The organism is Pedobacter hiemivivus (assembly GCF_005144565.1).
In the GTDB taxonomy this organism is placed as follows: Bacteria; Bacteroidota; Bacteroidia; order Sphingobacteriales; family Sphingobacteriaceae; genus Pedobacter; species Pedobacter hiemivivus.
Genome location: NZ_SWDX01000003.1, coordinates 583,050 through 599,549, shown reverse-complemented (window position 1 = coordinate 599,549; position 16,500 = coordinate 583,050). Strand labels below are relative to the sequence as shown.

Annotated in this window: 16 protein-coding genes; 8 read left to right on the top strand and 8 right to left on the bottom strand. The window is 38.9% G+C overall.

The features are described 5' to 3' along the window. Positions 1-17: 17 nt before the first annotated feature. Positions 18-650: an outer membrane beta-barrel protein gene (locus FBD94_RS09700; protein ID WP_169472269.1), complete on the bottom strand. Its 633-nt coding sequence runs from the start codon at positions 648-650 to the stop codon at positions 18-20. 147 nt (positions 651-797) lie between these two features. Next, positions 798-3,392, bottom strand: a complete 2,595-nt coding sequence (gene clpB / locus FBD94_RS09695) for an ATP-dependent chaperone ClpB (RefSeq protein WP_136880059.1) — start codon at positions 3,390-3,392, stop codon at positions 798-800. Between the two features lie 191 nt (positions 3,393-3,583). On the opposite strand from clpB, the gene FBD94_RS09690 reads away from it, so the two are divergent. Both FBD94_RS09690 and FBD94_RS09685 read left to right on the top strand, forming a co-directional pair. After that, complete coding sequence (locus tag FBD94_RS09690) at positions 3,584-4,801, top strand: MFS transporter (RefSeq protein ID WP_136880058.1); 1,218 nt, start codon at positions 3,584-3,586, stop codon at positions 4,799-4,801. Positions 4,802-4,854: 53 nt separating this feature from the next. Next, positions 4,855-5,460 carry a hypothetical protein gene (locus FBD94_RS09685; RefSeq protein ID WP_136880057.1) on the top strand — a complete coding sequence of 202 codons (606 nt, stop codon included), beginning with the start codon at positions 4,855-4,857 and terminating at the stop codon, positions 5,458-5,460. A gap of 49 nt (positions 5,461-5,509) precedes the next feature. On the opposite strand, the gene FBD94_RS09680 is transcribed toward FBD94_RS09685, so the two are convergent. Then, positions 5,510-5,908, bottom strand: a complete 399-nt coding sequence (locus FBD94_RS09680) for an SRPBCC family protein (RefSeq protein WP_131610275.1) — start codon at positions 5,906-5,908, stop codon at positions 5,510-5,512. 5 nt (positions 5,909-5,913) lie between these two features. Continuing rightward, positions 5,914-6,573 (bottom strand): orotate phosphoribosyltransferase, encoded by a 660-nt coding sequence (gene pyrE / locus FBD94_RS09675; RefSeq protein ID WP_131610276.1) that lies wholly within the window; start codon positions 6,571-6,573, stop codon positions 5,914-5,916. A gap of 395 nt (positions 6,574-6,968) precedes the next feature. Here pyrE and FBD94_RS09670 point away from each other — a divergent pair, with 395 nt between their 5' ends. After that, the gene (locus FBD94_RS09670; protein ID WP_169472268.1) at positions 6,969-7,829 is read left to right on the top strand and encodes a sigma-70 family RNA polymerase sigma factor; all 861 of its coding nucleotides are present in this window, start codon (positions 6,969-6,971) and stop codon (positions 7,827-7,829) included. 113 nt (positions 7,830-7,942) lie between these two features. Beyond that, positions 7,943-8,563: an NUDIX hydrolase gene (locus tag FBD94_RS09665; protein ID WP_136880055.1), complete on the top strand. Its 621-nt coding sequence runs from the start codon at positions 7,943-7,945 to the stop codon at positions 8,561-8,563. A gap of 21 nt (positions 8,564-8,584) precedes the next feature. Here FBD94_RS09665 and coaD read toward each other — a convergent pair whose 3' ends face one another. The 3 genes from coaD to FBD94_RS09650 are packed head-to-tail and all read right to left on the bottom strand — an operon-like array spanning position 8,585 to position 10,408. Then, positions 8,585-9,046: a pantetheine-phosphate adenylyltransferase gene (coaD, locus tag FBD94_RS09660; RefSeq protein WP_131610279.1), complete on the bottom strand. Its 462-nt coding sequence runs from the start codon at positions 9,044-9,046 to the stop codon at positions 8,585-8,587. Positions 9,047-9,050: 4 nt separating this feature from the next. Beyond that, positions 9,051-9,587: an RsmD family RNA methyltransferase gene (locus tag FBD94_RS09655; protein ID WP_136880054.1), complete on the bottom strand. Its 537-nt coding sequence runs from the start codon at positions 9,585-9,587 to the stop codon at positions 9,051-9,053. Then, complete coding sequence (locus tag FBD94_RS09650) at positions 9,578-10,408, bottom strand: DUF3822 family protein (RefSeq protein WP_136880053.1); 831 nt, start codon at positions 10,406-10,408, stop codon at positions 9,578-9,580. The genes FBD94_RS09655 and FBD94_RS09650 overlap by 10 nt, the downstream gene beginning before the upstream one ends. Positions 10,409-10,460: 52 nt before the next feature. Between FBD94_RS09650 and FBD94_RS09645 the strand changes: the two genes are divergently transcribed. Both FBD94_RS09645 and FBD94_RS09640 read left to right on the top strand, forming a co-directional pair. Continuing rightward, positions 10,461-11,903: an ATP-dependent DNA helicase gene (locus FBD94_RS09645; protein ID WP_136880052.1), complete on the top strand. Its 1,443-nt coding sequence runs from the start codon at positions 10,461-10,463 to the stop codon at positions 11,901-11,903. 19 nt (positions 11,904-11,922) lie between these two features. After that, complete coding sequence (locus FBD94_RS09640; protein ID WP_136880051.1) at positions 11,923-12,609, top strand: MCP four helix bundle domain-containing protein; 687 nt, start codon at positions 11,923-11,925, stop codon at positions 12,607-12,609. On the opposite strand, the gene FBD94_RS09635 is transcribed toward FBD94_RS09640, so the two are convergent. Continuing rightward, a complete protein-coding gene (locus FBD94_RS09635; RefSeq protein ID WP_136880050.1) occupies positions 12,606-13,928 on the bottom strand; it encodes a sensor histidine kinase in 1,323 nt (440 codons plus the stop codon). The genes FBD94_RS09640 and FBD94_RS09635 overlap by 4 nt on opposite strands. A gap of 93 nt (positions 13,929-14,021) precedes the next feature. Between FBD94_RS09635 and FBD94_RS09630 the strand changes: the two genes are divergently transcribed. Further along, the gene (locus FBD94_RS09630) at positions 14,022-15,368 is read left to right on the top strand and encodes a TolC family protein (RefSeq protein WP_136880049.1); all 1,347 of its coding nucleotides are present in this window, start codon (positions 14,022-14,024) and stop codon (positions 15,366-15,368) included. A 19-nt stretch (positions 15,369-15,387) separates the two neighbouring features. Continuing rightward, positions 15,388-16,488 (top strand): efflux RND transporter periplasmic adaptor subunit, encoded by a 1,101-nt coding sequence (locus tag FBD94_RS09625; protein WP_131610286.1) that lies wholly within the window; start codon positions 15,388-15,390, stop codon positions 16,486-16,488. The last annotated feature ends 12 nt before the right edge of the window (positions 16,489-16,500 follow it).

The window sequence follows — 16,500 nt, the reverse complement described above, 5'->3', positions numbered from 1 at the left end:
TTTAATTAATCGCAGTATTAAAAATGATAATTCACACCAATAGCCGGGTTAAAGGAACTCAAGCCAAAAGTGAAAGCGTCATTCTTAAACGATGGTCTTTCTGCTATTTGCGAGGTTTCTTTCTGCTTGGAGTAACTTAACAAGGGGAATTGAAATTCAATAGCCCATTTTTTGGCTGGAAAAAACGCCAGTCCAGGACTAATTGCGGTGCTATACCTTGTGGACTTGTATGTGGTAATTCCGACTTCTCCATGCTCATCTACTTCTTTTTGGCTTCCTCGAATAGCATTTACATTAAAATCTCCAAAAAACTTGAAATTATCGGCAATTCTCGTGTAATACCTAACAAATGGAGATATTCCGTAATTGATTGACTGATAGCCAATATAAGTCATTTCACCTTGAATGGAGCCTTTTGTTTTTGACATGGAATAGTTTAAAGTGGTACCTACAGCCCAATTGTCGCTTACAAAGTAGCCAACTCTTGGTGCAATGCCAAAAGTGGTTCTTTTTGCTGGATTTTCATTTTCGTTGTTAGAAGTACTAAAGTTTACGCTTCCTCCCAATAAGAACTTTCCTTTTTCTGTTTGTGCGTTGCTCTTGAACGCGATGGCGCATAGCGCGGCCATGATGAATAGTTTGCTTTTCATTTTCATTTGTGTTTTGTGTTAATCAATATTAGTTAATAAAAACAATATTGTAGTTCTGCAACGAGAATGTTTCAAAAAAAGAAAAGCCCCTAATCCGCTAACCTTAAGGGTTTTGCATATTAGGGGCTTTTAAAAGGGTAGGAGGCCTTATTTATTGTTCAAAAACACAAATTTGTGATCGAACATATCTAATTTGATTTTACTGTCTTTATCTACTTTGCCAGCCAAAATCTCCTTAGACAACTCATTTAAAATGCGTTTCTGTATCACACGTTTCAATGGTCGCGCTCCAAACTGAGGGTCATAACCTAGTTCAGCTAACCAGTCCAATGCTTCGGGAGTTGCCTCCATTTCAATACCCATTTCAGCAAGTGTGTCCTGAACATGTTTAAACTGCAAGCTAACGATGTCTCGAAGCTCATTGCGATCAAGCGGAGTAAACATGATCAACTCATCAATCCTGTTTAAAAATTCAGGTCGGATGGTTTGTTTCAACAGCTCAAACAACTCGTTTTTAGTTTTCGCAATTACCTCATCGCGGTTCTCATCGCTCAGGTTTTTGAAATTATCCTGTATAAGGTGCGAACCGATGTTCGACGTCATAATAATGATCGTGTTTTTAAAATTCACTACACGGCCTTTATTATCCGTTAAACGGCCATCATCTAACACCTGTAACAAGATATTGAATACATCTGGATGTGCTTTTTCAATCTCATCTAATAACACAACCGAATAAGGTTTACGACGTACCGCTTCAGTGAGTTGTCCGCCTTCTTCATAGCCTACATATCCCGGAGGCGCACCAATTAAGCGTGAAACCGAATGTCGTTCCTGGTATTCACTCATGTCGATGCGAGTCATTGCATTTTCATCGTTAAACAGGAATTCTGCCAAGGCCTTCGCTAGCTCAGTTTTACCTACACCAGTTGTACCCAGGAATATAAACGAACCAATTGGTTTGCGTTTGTCCTGTAAGCCGGCACGTGAGCGGCGTATGGCATCAGATATCGCTTCAATAGCCTCATGCTGTCCGGCAACACGTCTATGCAGCTCAGCTTCAAGGTGCAATAGTTTTTCGCGTTCACTGGAAATCAATTTGGTTACCGGTATGCCCGTCGAACGCGCTACCACACCTGCAATGTCATCAGCGGTAACCTCTTCTTTTAGCATTCGGCCTTCAATCTGCTGACTCTCCAATTGAGCTTTTAACTTTTCAACTTTATCCTGAGCCTCTTTGATTTTACCATAACGCAGTTCGGCTACTTTTCCGTAGTCTCCGGCACGTTCGGCCTGATTGGCTTCCTGTTTGTAGTTTTCAACCAGTTCCAGCTCATTGTTAATATTGTCTACCAGGTCCTTTTCGCCCTGCCATTTTGCTTTTATTTCATCTCTTTCGGCAGAGAGATTGGCGATCTCTTCGCCCAGCGCTTTTACCTTTTTACTATCGTTTTCGCGTTTAATGGCTTCCCGTTCGATCTCCAGTTGCATGATCTTACGGTTCATTTCATCCACCTTCTCAGGCACACTGTCCATTTCCATACGAAGCTTGGCAGCGGCTTCATCCATTAAGTCGATCGCTTTATCCGGTAAAAACCTATCGGCAATATAGCGTTGAGACATCTCTACAGCCGCAATAATAGCCTCATCTTTAATCCGCACCTTGTGGTGGGTTTCATATCGTTCTTTTAATCCACGAAGGATAGAGATCGCATCTTGTGTATCGGGCTCATCGACGTAGACCTTTTGAAAACGACGCTCTAAAGCCTTATCCTTTTCAATATATTTCTGGTATTCATCCAGGGTAGTGGCACCAATCGCCCGCAATTCGCCACGGGCCAATGCAGGTTTCAAGATGTTTGCGGCATCCATTGCACCTTCACCACCGCCGGCACCTACCAAAGTATGGATCTCATCAATGAATAAAATAATATCGCCATCACTCTGAGTTACCTCTTTGATCACTGCTTTCAAGCGTTCCTCAAATTCTCCTTTGTATTTGGCTCCTGCAATTAGTGAACCCATATCCAGAGAGTAAACGGTTTTTGTTTTCAGGTTGGCAGGCACGTCGCCCTTGATAATTCTGAAAGCAATACCTTCGGCAATTGCAGTTTTACCAACGCCAGGCTCACCAATCAAGATCGGGTTGTTTTTAGTTCTTCTTGAAAGAATCTGAATCACCCGTCTGATTTCCTCATCACGACCAATTATAGGATCTAGCTTGCCTGATTCGGCATATTCATTTAAGTTACGTGCATATTTATTTAATGCATTGTAAGTAGCTTCTGCATTTTGACCGGTAACGTGGTTATCACCTCGTAAAGCAATAATGGCTTTTTTAAGGTCTTTCTCAGTTACGCCCTGATCTTTCAGGTGTTTAGCTGTATTGTCATTTACGGAAAGTAGGCCAAGCAACACATGCTCAACAGATACAAACTCGTCTTTAAACTCTTTTAAATAAGATTGAGCTTTTTGTAAAGCGGAGTTACTTCCCGAGGTTAAATACGGACTACTGCCCGAAACTTTAGGGAATTTCTCAATCTCTGCATCTAATTGTTGATTTAAAACATTTAGATTCACATTGAGCTTCTTCAAAACGTAAGAAACTACATTTTCATCAACAGTAAGCAAACCTTTTAAGATGTGTGCTGTCTCAATAGCCTGTTGCTGATTGCCTTGGGCTATTTCGGAAGCCTGTTGAATCGCTTCCTGTGCTTTTATAGTGAAGTTGTTGAAGTTCATATCAATCTATAAACAAAGTATATGCCGCCTTGTTTTTCTTAATAAAATCGGAAATTTTGTCTGTATTTAAAGAATTGTAGTGACTATTTTACCGATAAATATCAAACCACCATGAAATAATGTCTCTTTTCGGTAAATAAAAGCGCTGATTTATAGAGTTTAGATAAATTTCACGTCCTTTGTAGCATTAAATGAGAGAATTTATACGATTATATTTTGACGCTTACAAAGGGCTGTCTACTCCGGCATGGATGTTAGCACTCGTGATGTTGATCAACAGGAGTGGGGCAATGGTGATTCCCTTTTTAGGTGTTTATATGGTCAACCATTTGCATTTTGACCTCGAAGACACTGGAGTGGTGTTGAGCTGCTTTGGTGTTGGTGCTGTTGGTGGCTCTTTTTTAGGGGGATGGTTAACGGATAAAGTGGGACACTTTAAGGTGCAGCTGATCAGTTTGGTTTTGACGGTACCTGTATTTTTTTTACTACCTGAGTTAGATACGGTACTAAAACTTGGTCTCGGGGTGTTTATGTTAAGTATTATATCAGAAACTTTCAGACCCGCGAATTCGGTTTCTATTGCTTATTATTCAAAACCGGATAACATCATCAGATCCTTTTCCTTAAATAGGATGGCTATGAACCTGGGCTTTTCTATTGGTCCTGCTTTGGGCGGTTTTCTAGCTGCAGTTTCTTATACCTTTCTATTTTACGGCAATGCAATTGGCGCTTTTTTATCAGCAATATTGTTTTTCCTTTATTTCCGTAACCGTAAGGGGAATGACAGAAAAGGTGTTGCTCAGGAGGTTGTTGACGATCCAAAAGGAGATAGATCTCCCTATAAGGACACACTTTTTGTGCTTTTTAGTGTCCTGAGCTGTGTGTTTGCCATTTGTTTTTTACAATTGTTAAATACATTGCCTTTGTATTATAGGACTGTTTATCAACTTACGGAAGCAAATATTGGGGTGATCCTGGCCTTTAGTGGTCTGGTGGTATTTTCACTGGAAATGTTGTTGGTACATATTGCCGAGAAAAGGATGACCGCCAGGGCGGTAATTGTATGGGGCGTGCTACTTTGTGGACTGTCCTTTTTAATTTTAAACCTTGCGCATGGTATGTGGATATTATACGTATCCATGTTTGTGCTTTGTATCGCTGAGATTCTCGCCATGCCATTTATGGCTACGGTTACTTTACAACGCTCCTCGCTAAAAACAAGAGGTGCTTATATGGGGGTCAATGCTTTGTCTTTTTCGGTAGCACATATATTCTCTCCTTTTCTTGGAACTAGGGTTGCTGCCATTTATGGTTTCGAAACCCTATGGTACGGAACAGCTGTGGTATTGTTAATTACAGGTGTTGGATTTCTTATCGTGATGAAAAAAATGCGATTGTCAGATTTTTAAGGTAACAATTTAGGGTTTGGGTTGATATAGCTGTAGACCTAACCCTATATGTTATGAAAAAGCTCATCTCTAGTCTTGCTAATATTCCATTTTCTGTAATTGCACAGCAGTTTCCTGAAGCGCCGATGTGCTTTTATGCACTAAAAACGGTGCTGTCTGTTTTTGTGTTTCAAAATGGTTATAAAACACTTTTGGCGATGGATATGAAAAACCATGGCTGCGTATTTAACAGTGAAAAACCTATCGCCATTACGAGGGTAGGGTATAGAGCCTGGAAAGCGGGCATCGTTTACCGTATTTCTTTATGGGAGGTTGGGCTTGAAAAGGCATTGAGCACTTGCTTTGTAAGCCCTCAAAACACAAATGTAATTGAGTATTTTCCTTTAAAATGTCCGGTCGCTATACAGCCAGGAAAAACGTATTACATTACGCGTACCTATATCAGTGGTGGACCAAATAATGACCTTAGGGATTGCGTTGGCTGGTTGAGCAATAAAGAAGGTGGATCTCTTTACCCCGTTAAACAGGGGCCTATTATTTTAAGCCATGGATTTTTTAGTGATGATAGCAATCCGCTGCAAAGCGAGAGTATGTCGAACATACGCACGGGTACCTTGTTGCCTTTTATAGATTTTGAATATACCCTACAATACCGTTGAACAAAAAAAGGTGCCTTTTGGCACCTCTTTTTTATAAATTTTTAATCTGCTACTTCAATAGCTCGGCTAATCTTGAAGTTTGATGATCTGCCAGTTTTTGCAATGGACCTGCGGCCAACATTTTCATCATCATATTCAGATCTGCCGATATAATGTGTGAAGCTGTAGTACCACCTTTACCGTTATCTGCTACTGTCCATTTTAATTCAAGATCAAAAGGGGCTTTTTCTGTTGGAATAGCAGTAAGCTCTTTGTTCTCTACACGATTGGATATTTTGATAGCCAATTTTGCCATGTTTTGTATGGTAAAGCTTGCTTCATCTTCCGTAGATGACCAGTTGTAAATATTCTCAGGCATTAATTGCTGATGATTATTCATGTCTGCTAAAAAAGCATATACTTTTTCTACAGGTAAATTTACTTCAGTAGTACTTTCAATAACAGTCATTATAATTAGGTTAGTTTTTCTAATTCGTTAGCCCATTCAGCTGGGTTTCTACGCCATTTAGTTAAAAGATCTACATCTTTTTGTGCAATAAAACTATGCTCTGCAGCATAATCAATTAATGTATTGTAGTTAGATAGTGTTGCGTACCTGCATTTTGCTGCGGCAAAGTTTTCATCAGCCTGATCAAAACCATAGGTGAATATGGCAACCAATCCAGCAACAGAAAGTCCTGCTTTTCTCAATGCATCAACAGCTTGTAAGCTGCTTTTACCTGTTGAAATCAGATCTTCTATAACTACTACTCTTTGTCCTTCAATAATTTCACCTTCAATTAAGCTTCCTGTTCCGTGTTCTTTTGCTTTAGCTCTTACATAGACAAATGGTAATCCCAGTTCCTGGGCTACCAAAGCACCTTGAGGGATGCCGGCAGTGGCTACTCCCGCAATCACATCCACAGAACCAAATTCTTCCTGGATTAATTGTGTAAGTTTTTGTCTGATGTAAGTTCTAACAGATGGATGGGAAAGGGTGATCCTATTGTCACAATAAATAGGAGATTTCCAACCTGAAGCCCATGTGAATGGGTTATTTGGTTGTAACTTTATTGCTTTTATTTGTAATAAAAATTCAGCTACCTTTAATTCAATATCACTTTTATTATACATGGCGCAAAAATACGGATTTCTTTACAATTTGTGTCAACTCTACCCTAAACTATTATGATTAAGGAGTGTAGACAATTGAAGAAAATGCTCGGTTAAATAATTAATTCCTATGGAGCCAAATATCGTTAATTAAAACTGCTGGTAAAAGTTATTTTTTGGCTTTGGTTGATAATCAGTGTGATAAAGAATTTATTGAGAAGTTATGCGAATTGCCTGATGGCGATGAGGGGGCTTTATTAAATTTGGTTGGTGGGTGTTATTTCTGCCTTGTATAAAATTTCATTCTGTATATCGGTCTTTTTTTGGTGGAAACCTCGGTTGTTTAACCTGGGCTAGTCTTTTCGAATATGTCTATGGAACTTTGTCTTCTGGTCACACAAAAGATAGCGTTTTATATGAAGGAAATTAAGATAGAAAGATCGATTACCAGGCGCGGCGAGGATTCGTTAGCGCGTTACTTACAGGAAATATCAAGGTTTCCATTGCTTAATGTAGAAGAGGAAGTAATATTGGCCAAAAAGATCAGTTCCGGAGATAAAGCTGCATTGGAAAGACTGGTGAATTGTAATTTACGTTTTGTGGTGTCAGTTGCTAAAAAATATGAAATAGAGGGAATGCCCTTGGTTGATCTGATTTCGGAAGGGAACATAGGCTTGGTAAAAGCGGCAAAACGTTTTGATGAAAGCAGAGGTTTTAAATTTATTTCTTACGCTGTTTGGTGGATTAGACAAGCGATTTTGTATAGTATTGGGACCCATAAGCGGATGATTCGCTTACCTATGAATCAGTTGAGCGGCATCATGGATTTATGGAAGTCGGAAGGTTTGTTGGAGCAGCAGCTACAGCGTTTACCTACTTTAGCCGAGTTGACTGAATTTATGGAACTTCCGGACGAGCGGGTGCTTGATTATCTATCTAATTCTGGTGATGTTTTTTCATTAGACCTGCCATTAGAGGATGCGGAGGACAGCCCGATCGTGAATGTAATGACCGATCCGATGGCAATGCCGCCTGATGCTGGCTTGGAAAAGGAAGCTTTTTATATCAATATTCAGCGAATCATGAATTTGCTGAGTCCGCGCGATCAGAATGTTCTTCGGCTAGCTTATGGGATGGGAGGCGGCAGACCATTGCAAAATGAGGATATCAGTAATTTAATGGGATTGAGTTCAGAAACTATTCGCAGAGCTAAACAGAAAGCCTTGTTTAAATTGCGCGAAATGAAAGAGGTAAAAATGATGTTGCAATATCTGTAATAGTACCTTATTTATTTCGTGGTAATTCTGTACTTTTAAAAATTGATTTTCATCGGTAAAATGTGCATTAGAACAGGTATGGACAATCATTTTTAAAATATTGGTAACAAATTATGAAAACTTACAGGATTTATATCAACGATAATACACTATATATAACGGATGCTGTTCCAGATTTATCTGTAGAATTTGAACGTTTAAGTGTTGTGGGCTTTGATTTTTCGACATTTTATAAACAAGTAAATGGTATATCTGGTAAATCATACTTGTTACTTGATCCAGATCCAAAGAGCTTGTTCAAAAAAATAAAAAGTAGCTGTTTAATTATTAAAGCAGCCGGTGGATTGGTGGCCAATGCCAAAGGGAATTACCTTTTTATTTTCAGGAATAAAAAATGGGATTTGCCAAAGGGAAAGGTCGAAACTGGAGAGAAAATGAAAGAGGCTGCATTGCGTGAAGTAGAGGAAGAGTGTGGTGTAAAGATCTTTAGCAATGATGAAAAATTATGTAAAACCTATCATGTGTATACATTAGGAGCCAAAATAGTTTTAAAGAAAACCAATTGGTATAGCATGACGGTTAAAGGGGTTCCAAAGCTGATTCCACAAAAAGAAGAAGGAATCACTAAAGCTTGTTGGTTAAGTAGAACCGAATTGGCCCCTGTCCTGAAAAATACCTATCCTTCTATCGTACAGGTATTGGAAGTTGGAGATATTGTACTCTTAGGATTATAAAATATGCGCAAGAGGAAGCCTTTATAAAAAAGGAAGCGCCTCTTGTGGTAAAAATTGACTTACATTTCCATTGTTGCGCAAGATGTCGCGGACAATGGTTGAGCTGATCGCAGAATATTCAGGTTTGCTCAATATAAAGATAGTTTCCATTTCAGGCATCATAGTTTGGTTGATTTGTGCAATGGCTCTTTCATATTCAAAATCTCCCACAGAGCGAATCCCTCTAACCATGTATTTTGCATTTATTTTTTTGCAAAAATCTACTGTTAAGCCTTCATAAAGTTGCACCTCGACCTGTGCTGTATCGGCAAATACTGTTTTTACAATTTCCTCACGTTGCGCTGCGGATAAAAAGCTTTGCTTTGAACTGTTCAGTCCAATGCCCACTACAATTTTATCGAATAGGGGTAAGGCGCGCTTTAATATATCTACGTGAGCGATGGTTATAGGATCGAATGAACCGGGAAAAAGTGCAATCTTCATAGGGTTAGATTTTTTCAAAAAAACTGAAAGAGGAATTGCCATACCTTCTGGTTTCTTTATAACCCGGTTGGTCTCTCATCTTTAGTAAAGATGGGTGTTCTACTATTAATAAGCCGTTATCAGTAAGTAAATTGTTCTTCATCACCAGTTCCGGTATCAATGGAATGGTTGGTAAGTCGTAGGGCGGATCTGCAAAAATGATTTGGTAGGTATCCTGGTGATTTTCCAAAAATTTAAAAACATCCGCTTTTTGGACGTCTATTTCTGGTAGGTCGTACTTTTTAATCACTGATTTTACCCAGTATACACAGCCTGAATGCTTGTCTACCGCAGTGACTTGTTTTATTCCTCTTGATGCAAATTCAATGCTAACGTTGCCAGTTCCGCAAAACAGATCAAGTACCCTGCATTCTTCAAAATCGTAAGTATTGTACAGGATATTAAAAAGTGCTTCTTTGGCCATATCCGTGGTGGGCCTTACCGGTAAACTTTCTGGAGCATTAAGGCGAATGCCTTTTAATTTTCCTCCTATTATTCGCATAAATCAAGGGCTAGTAAGCTGCTGTAATAATGAGCAGGCATATCATCTAATATTTTGTGGTCTATTTCTTTAGCAGGAGGCAAATTGAAATTGATGTCGCTAAAGTACTTTGCTATACATTGATAGTAACCATCTCCTGAATGTATAATGCCACTTAATTGGATCTCCGTGTCGGCTGTATTGATGTTAAGCTGGTTAACGATCAATAAAAGATAGTAATTAAACTCTTCGGCGTTATCGGTCTGGTAATAATTTTGAAAGATCAACTTTTCACCGGTACGATACAAAGCATTGAAGGACGATGCAGTGAAATCTAGCAATAGGCTCGTTTTGTTGTTTTGAGCTGCAAGTGCCAGTACAGGTGCATTTTGAGTATACAATTTGCAATTGTTTAGCGATGCGGCCAATGTTTCCTCTGTAAATTGTTGAAGGGTAAAGATGGAAGTAAAACCAAATGTTTTAAATGGCCTGGTATATAGGTTGTTTGACGGTGCTTCGGTAAAGAATTTAGCATATTGGTTGAGCTGTTCTGGATCAAACAGTTCATTGGGAATATTGATGGAATTCTCTGTGTATACAGCAGCTTTAATTTCTTTAAAAGCTAAGGTTAAGTAAACATCATTTTTAAGTTTAGCGGCCAGCATTGCCGGTACATTGTCACATTCCTGCTCATCATAAACTGCTTTAAGTTGTCTGCTGCCCTTATCTATGATTGCATAAGAGAAACTATCTGGTGTTATTTTTAACAACAGGTCGCAATCTGCAGCCGTATTCAGGTCAAAATCAGGATCAACCAATAGTATGCTGTTTTTATTATCCATATTAGCAAAATTAATCCTTTTTTCTATAAGATCACCATCGCATATTTGTTAAATGGATAAAGCAGCAATTATTGCCCAATCTTACGAATTTACGCCGACTGCTGAACAGCTTTCTTTTTGTAAAGAAATGGCTTCCTTTTTGTCGCAGGACTTGGATAATCAGTGTTTTATATTACGCGGTTATGCGGGGACGGGTAAAACGACTTCGGTAGGCGCTTTGGTAAAGGCTTTGGCAAAATTTAAAATCCGTTCGATATTAATGGCACCTACAGGAAGGGCTGCGAAGGTAATGAGCAATTACACGGGTAAAAAAGCACTAACTATTCATAAAAAAATATATAGAAAGAAGTCGGCCGTTTCGACGGATCTTACCTTTCAGCTGGCACCGAACCTGGCCGAACATACGCTTTTTATCATTGATGAGGCTTCGATGATTGCCGATGAGTGGATTACGCACACTGGTTCTTCCTTTTTAAAGGATCTTATGGAATTTGTGTACAATGGAAAAAACTGTGCGGCTTTATTTGTGGGTGATACCGCTCAGTTGCCACCAGTCGGCAGTATTGATAGTCCGGCTTTAAATCCAGCATATATCGCATCAAAGTTTGGTGTCCAGGTTAAAACTGTTGAGCTGAAAGAAGTGGTGCGTCAGGAAAAGAAATCGGGGATATTGGCCAATGCGACCATGCTGCGTAAGCTGATTAATGATTTGGAAGCGGATAGTGATGGAGAGGTAATTCTGCCTAAATTTATCACTAAAAACTATAAAGATATTTTCAGGATGACAGGCCTAAAACTGGTTGAGGGTCTGGAGTATGCTTATAGTAAGTTTGGCATTGAAAACTCCCTGGTTGTTTGCAGGTCTAATAAATCTGCCAATGTGTACAATCAACAGATTAGGGCCAGGTTGCTTTACCGGGAGGAGGAGCTTACTGGTGGCGACCAGATTATGGTGGTCAGGAATAATTACTTTTGGCTGCCTGAAAATGAATCTGCCGCTTTTATTGCTAATGGCGATATGGCCAAAGTGGTAAGGGTAAGAAATACCGAGGAACGTTATGGCTTTCGTTTTTCTGAGGTGCAATTGGAGTTTATGGATTTTCCAGATGTGGGGCTGGTTACCTGTAAAGTGATGCTGGATACGCTGACTATAGAAGCACCTAATTTATCCTACGAACAGGGAAATAAGCTATTTGAACAACTGAATATCGATTATGAGCATATCAAAAATAAGCGGGATAGATTTAATGCAATTAAAGAGGATCCTTATTTTAATGCGCTGCAAATTAAGTTCGCCTATGCGGTAACTTGTCACAAAGCTCAGGGTGGACAATGGGATGCTGTATTTGTTGATCAGGGTTATTTAACGGATGAAATGGTAGACATGGATTTCTTAAGATGGCTATATACTGGGGTGACAAGAGCGAAAAGAGAATTATTTTTAGTAAATTTTGCTGCTAACTTATTTTTGGCTCCTGCCGAGGATCAATTTTAAATTTTAAAAAACTGTAATTATGAGATTTGCATATTCTATTAAACAAAAAATGAAGATCGCAATGTTGTTGTTCTGCATCATGGCCTGCACCTTGTTGATTCGTTTTTTGGAGGATAAAAGTGTAAAGAGTATGAATGAGTCATTCGTATCGATGTACAATGATAGGCTGATCCCTGCAACTGATTTGTTTTATGTGGCCGAGAATGCTTACTTAAAAAAATCTTTGTTTGAAGATGCTTTGTATGGATCAGATCAACTTTTTGATGCTGCAAGCCTGAAGTTACAATTGAGTAAGCTAAACCTTTCTACTGATTCATTGATTAATAAGTATGGTAAAACTTTTCTGGTGAAGCAGGAAAAGGAACAATTGGAGGCACTTAAAAAAGGTCTTGAAAGTACAGTAGGTGTAGAAAATAGAATATTGGCTATTGCAACAGCTCAAGGTGTAGAAGAGGCCAGAAAGCTCTACAATAATGAGGGAAGGGAATCGTCAAACCAAACAATAAAGAAATTATCGGCGCTGATGAGTATTCAGAAACAGATAGCGGAAGAGTTAATCAAGGATTCGGCCTTCATGGTGTCCGGCAATAAACTGTATTCTAGCTTCCAGGTAGTTCTGGCCATTGTTATTGGTATTTTAATCGTAGGGCTTGTATTTACTTCTAATGTGGTAAAGATTAACAATGAGAAGTTTAATTTGAATTAAGCAGCTATTAAAGGGATGGTAATTTGAAAGGTTGTTCCTTCATGTTCTTTACTATTTACAGTTATCGAACCGCCGTGGCGTTCAATAATTTGTCTGGAGATGTGCAATCCTAAGCCGATTGATTTTTCCCCTTTAAGTCCCGGTCGGCGTGCTTTAGAAAACTGATCAAATAGCATTTCTTTTAAGTTATCAGGGATGCCAATTCCAAAATCTGTAATTCGGATGATGCAAGTGTCTGCCGATCTGGAAAGTTCAATATTGATAGGTGTTCCTACTTTGGAGAACTTTAATCCATTTCCTATAAGGTTATCTATAACTCTGGTTAGTTTAGATGGATTAACAGCAGCTATAAGTCCGTGCTCATCTGGTTTAAAATTTATAATTCTTTCCTTGTTCAGGTTTTTTTGCCAGTTGTCGCAAATTCCGTTCATGAAGGCGATCATATTGGTTGTTTGAAGCTGGAATGGGGCCTTGTCATTCTGTGCTACTTCAATCAAATCGTTGATGATGCTCTTTGCCTGACGTGTAGAGGTAAGAATAAGCTGCATTTCCATGCTATTTTTATTCGAATCTTCTTCCAAAGCGATCCGGGTTAATGCCTCTATATTATTAAGTGGGTTTCTAAGGTCATGTGCTACAAATCCAAGGATTTCTCCTTTTTGATGGTTAAGGATTTGAACTTCCATATTCTTTTCTTCCAGTTGTTTAACTTTTACAAATTGCTCGGCCTTAAAGTAATAGCCGTATCTGGAGCAGGCGTAGAGGAAGAATGCGAGTACCCCAGACATGATGATGTTGAGTAGTTTCTGTAGATGACTGATGTCGGGTATAAGCATCGCAGCAATAAACAGGCATACTACGTAAATGGAAATGATGATGATCTGTTTAAATTCAAGTGCAAAGAAAACACTCACAGCCACTACCCCGGTGAGAAATATGGTTAGTGTGTTTTTCGGATTAAATAGGGAAAAAAGGTAGCTTACCGTAAAAGATGTAGTCAACAGGAACATGCAAAATAAAACGACCAATATGTTCCTGCCGGCGGTTTTCCAATGTGAAGACTTTAAAGCGTAACCACTAACAAGTATAAACAAGGATGAACCTGAAATCTGCACCCAGTTTAGGGTATTGTAGAGGTTAAGATTAGGCATAGCTCCTAATGCTTCCTGGTAAAATATGGAGATAGTTCTTACTGCAAGAGCAATGACAAGTAAAACCATTCCTAAAATGGTGACCTGCCTGATATTAATGTAACTATAAGTATCTTGAAACTCAATGGAATACTTTTTTGGAATTCTGTATCTAAATAAACGAAGCACTTTGTTTTTTTGCTAGTAAAAATAACGAAAGGAAATGAAGTTGTATGATTATTATATTATTTTTACTGTAAGTAATTAATATTTATGATGGCTATGATACATAAAATTTATTTGTTTATGCTGCTGCTTTCAATAAACATTGCAGTTAATGCTCAGGAAAAAGACTCTTTAAGCTATAAATTTAGCCTGAAATCTGCGATTGATTTTGCCTTTACACATCAAACAGCTATCCTGAACGCAACCGTTGATGAGGAGATTGCTCGCAATACGGTAAAGCAAACTGTTGGTATTGGTTTGCCACAGGTGTCCACTTCTTTTAATTTTCAGGATTTCCTGAAATTGCCAACAACATTGTTGCCAGGTGAATTTGCTTCTCCACCCTCTAGTACGCCTATTCCTGTTACGTTTGGTACAAAGTACAGCTCTACACTAGGTATTCAATTAAATCAGTTATTATTTGACGGAAGTTATATTGTAGGGCTACAGGCGTCGAAAACTTACAAAGAATTGTCGGTAAGAAATAGTAAACGCACAAGAATAGAAACGGCAGTTGCGGTAACTAAGGCATATTATTCGGCATTGGTGAGTAAGGAGCAACTGGGCTTAATTGATGCTAACCTTGCACAACTCACAAAATCATTAAATGACACAGAGGCGATGTTTAAGAATGGTTTTTCGGAAAAGATTGATGTAGACAGGCTTCAGGTTTTGAAAAATAATTTGGAAACTGATCGGGAGAATGTGCTCAGGATGTTCGCTGTAAATGTTGATTTACTTAAATTTCAAATGGGGATGCCTATACAAGCTAGTCTTGCGCTTACGGATAAGATTAGCGATGTAAGGTCCGAGCCTGTTGTTTTACAAGTGTCCGATACTACCGCTTATAAGGGGAGAATAGAGTATAATTTACTAGAAACGCAGAAAAAATTAAACGAGTTAGATTTAAAGCGGCAAAAAAGTATGTTTTTACCCACTTTATCAGGATTTGCGAGTGCATCTAAGAGTTTTCAATCAGATGAGCTTCAAAAACACTTCGAGCAGAGCTTTCCAACTTCAGTAATCGGGTTTACACTTTCCTGGAATATCATTAATGGCGGGCAGCGTATTTATCAGGTCCGCAATGCGAAACTGACAGTTCTGAAGTCGGCAAATGATATGCTGAATTTAAAGAATGGCATTGCCTTAGAGATTTCAACTAGTCAAAAAGCTTATTTGAGCAGCTTACGCTCAGTTGAAAACCAACAGCGAAACCTTGGTCTTTCGAATGAAATACTTAGAGTCAGTCGGATCAAATATGAGCAGGGGGTTGGTTCCAGTTTGGAAGTCACTATCGCCGAAACATCTTTAAAGGAAGCTCAAAACAATTATATCAAAGCATTATATGATCTGCTGATTAATAAGGTAGATTTAGATAAGGCTGCGGGAAGAATCAATTATTAACCTCAAAATACCCATAACGATGAAAACACCATTATATACAATCGCACTGGCCCTTTTCTTTGCTTCCTGTTCATCAGATAATCCTAAGGACAAAAAAGCAACATTGGAAAAGCTTAAAAAGGAGCGGACGGAACTGAATGGGAAAATAGAAAAGCTAGAATCGGAATTAGGTCAGACTAAAAAGAAGGATGATTTTAAAGATGTAGCGGTAACGGAATTAGCTGAAATGCACTTTCGGAATTATGTGGAAGTACAAGGACGGGTTGATGCGGAAGAGAATGTAGATATTATGCCTGAAGTACCGGGGACGGTGACTGCCATTTATGTAAAGGCGGGACAGCGTGTCAATAAGGGGCAGGTATTGGTTCAGTTAGATGATAAGGTGTTGAAGCAAAGTGTTGCTCAGCTGCAAACTCAATTGGATTTGGCCACTACTGTTTTTAACCGTCAGAAAAATCTGTGGGACCAAAAGATAGGTACTGAGGTTCAATATTTAACGGCGAAGAGTCAGAAAGAAGGATTGGAAAGACAACTTGCAGGCTTAAAATCGCAGGCCTCGATGAGTAAGGTGAAAAGTCCGGTTTCGGGGACTGTGGATGCGATGGACCTGAAATTGGGGCAATCTGTAGCGCCTGGATCACCGATGGGAATAAGGGTGGTAAATGCCGACAGACTTAAGGTGAAGGCGCTTGTTTCTGAAAATTATGGGGGAAAGGTAAATCAGGGTGATGAGGTTAGCATTTCTTTACCGGATGTGCCAGAGAACCTGAATGCAAGGGTTTCTTTTGCGGCTAAGATGATCGATCCGGTTTCGAGAGGGTTTAATGTGGAAGTGAAATTACCTTCAAATAAAAAATATCGTCCTAATATGGTGGCCATATTAAAAATCATAGACTATAGCAATGATAGGGCGCTCGTGGTTCCGGTAAATGCGATACAAAAATCGGAAAGTAGTGAATATGTTTTCATCGCGGAGAATGGTAAAGCAAAAAAGGTAAATATTAAGACAGGAAAGGTTTCGGATGGAAAATCAGAGGTTTTATCAGGTTTAAAAGTAGGAGATAAGGTGATTGTTACTGGTTTTCAGGACCTGAACGACGGGGATTCGGTTAAATTATAAATTGATTATTCA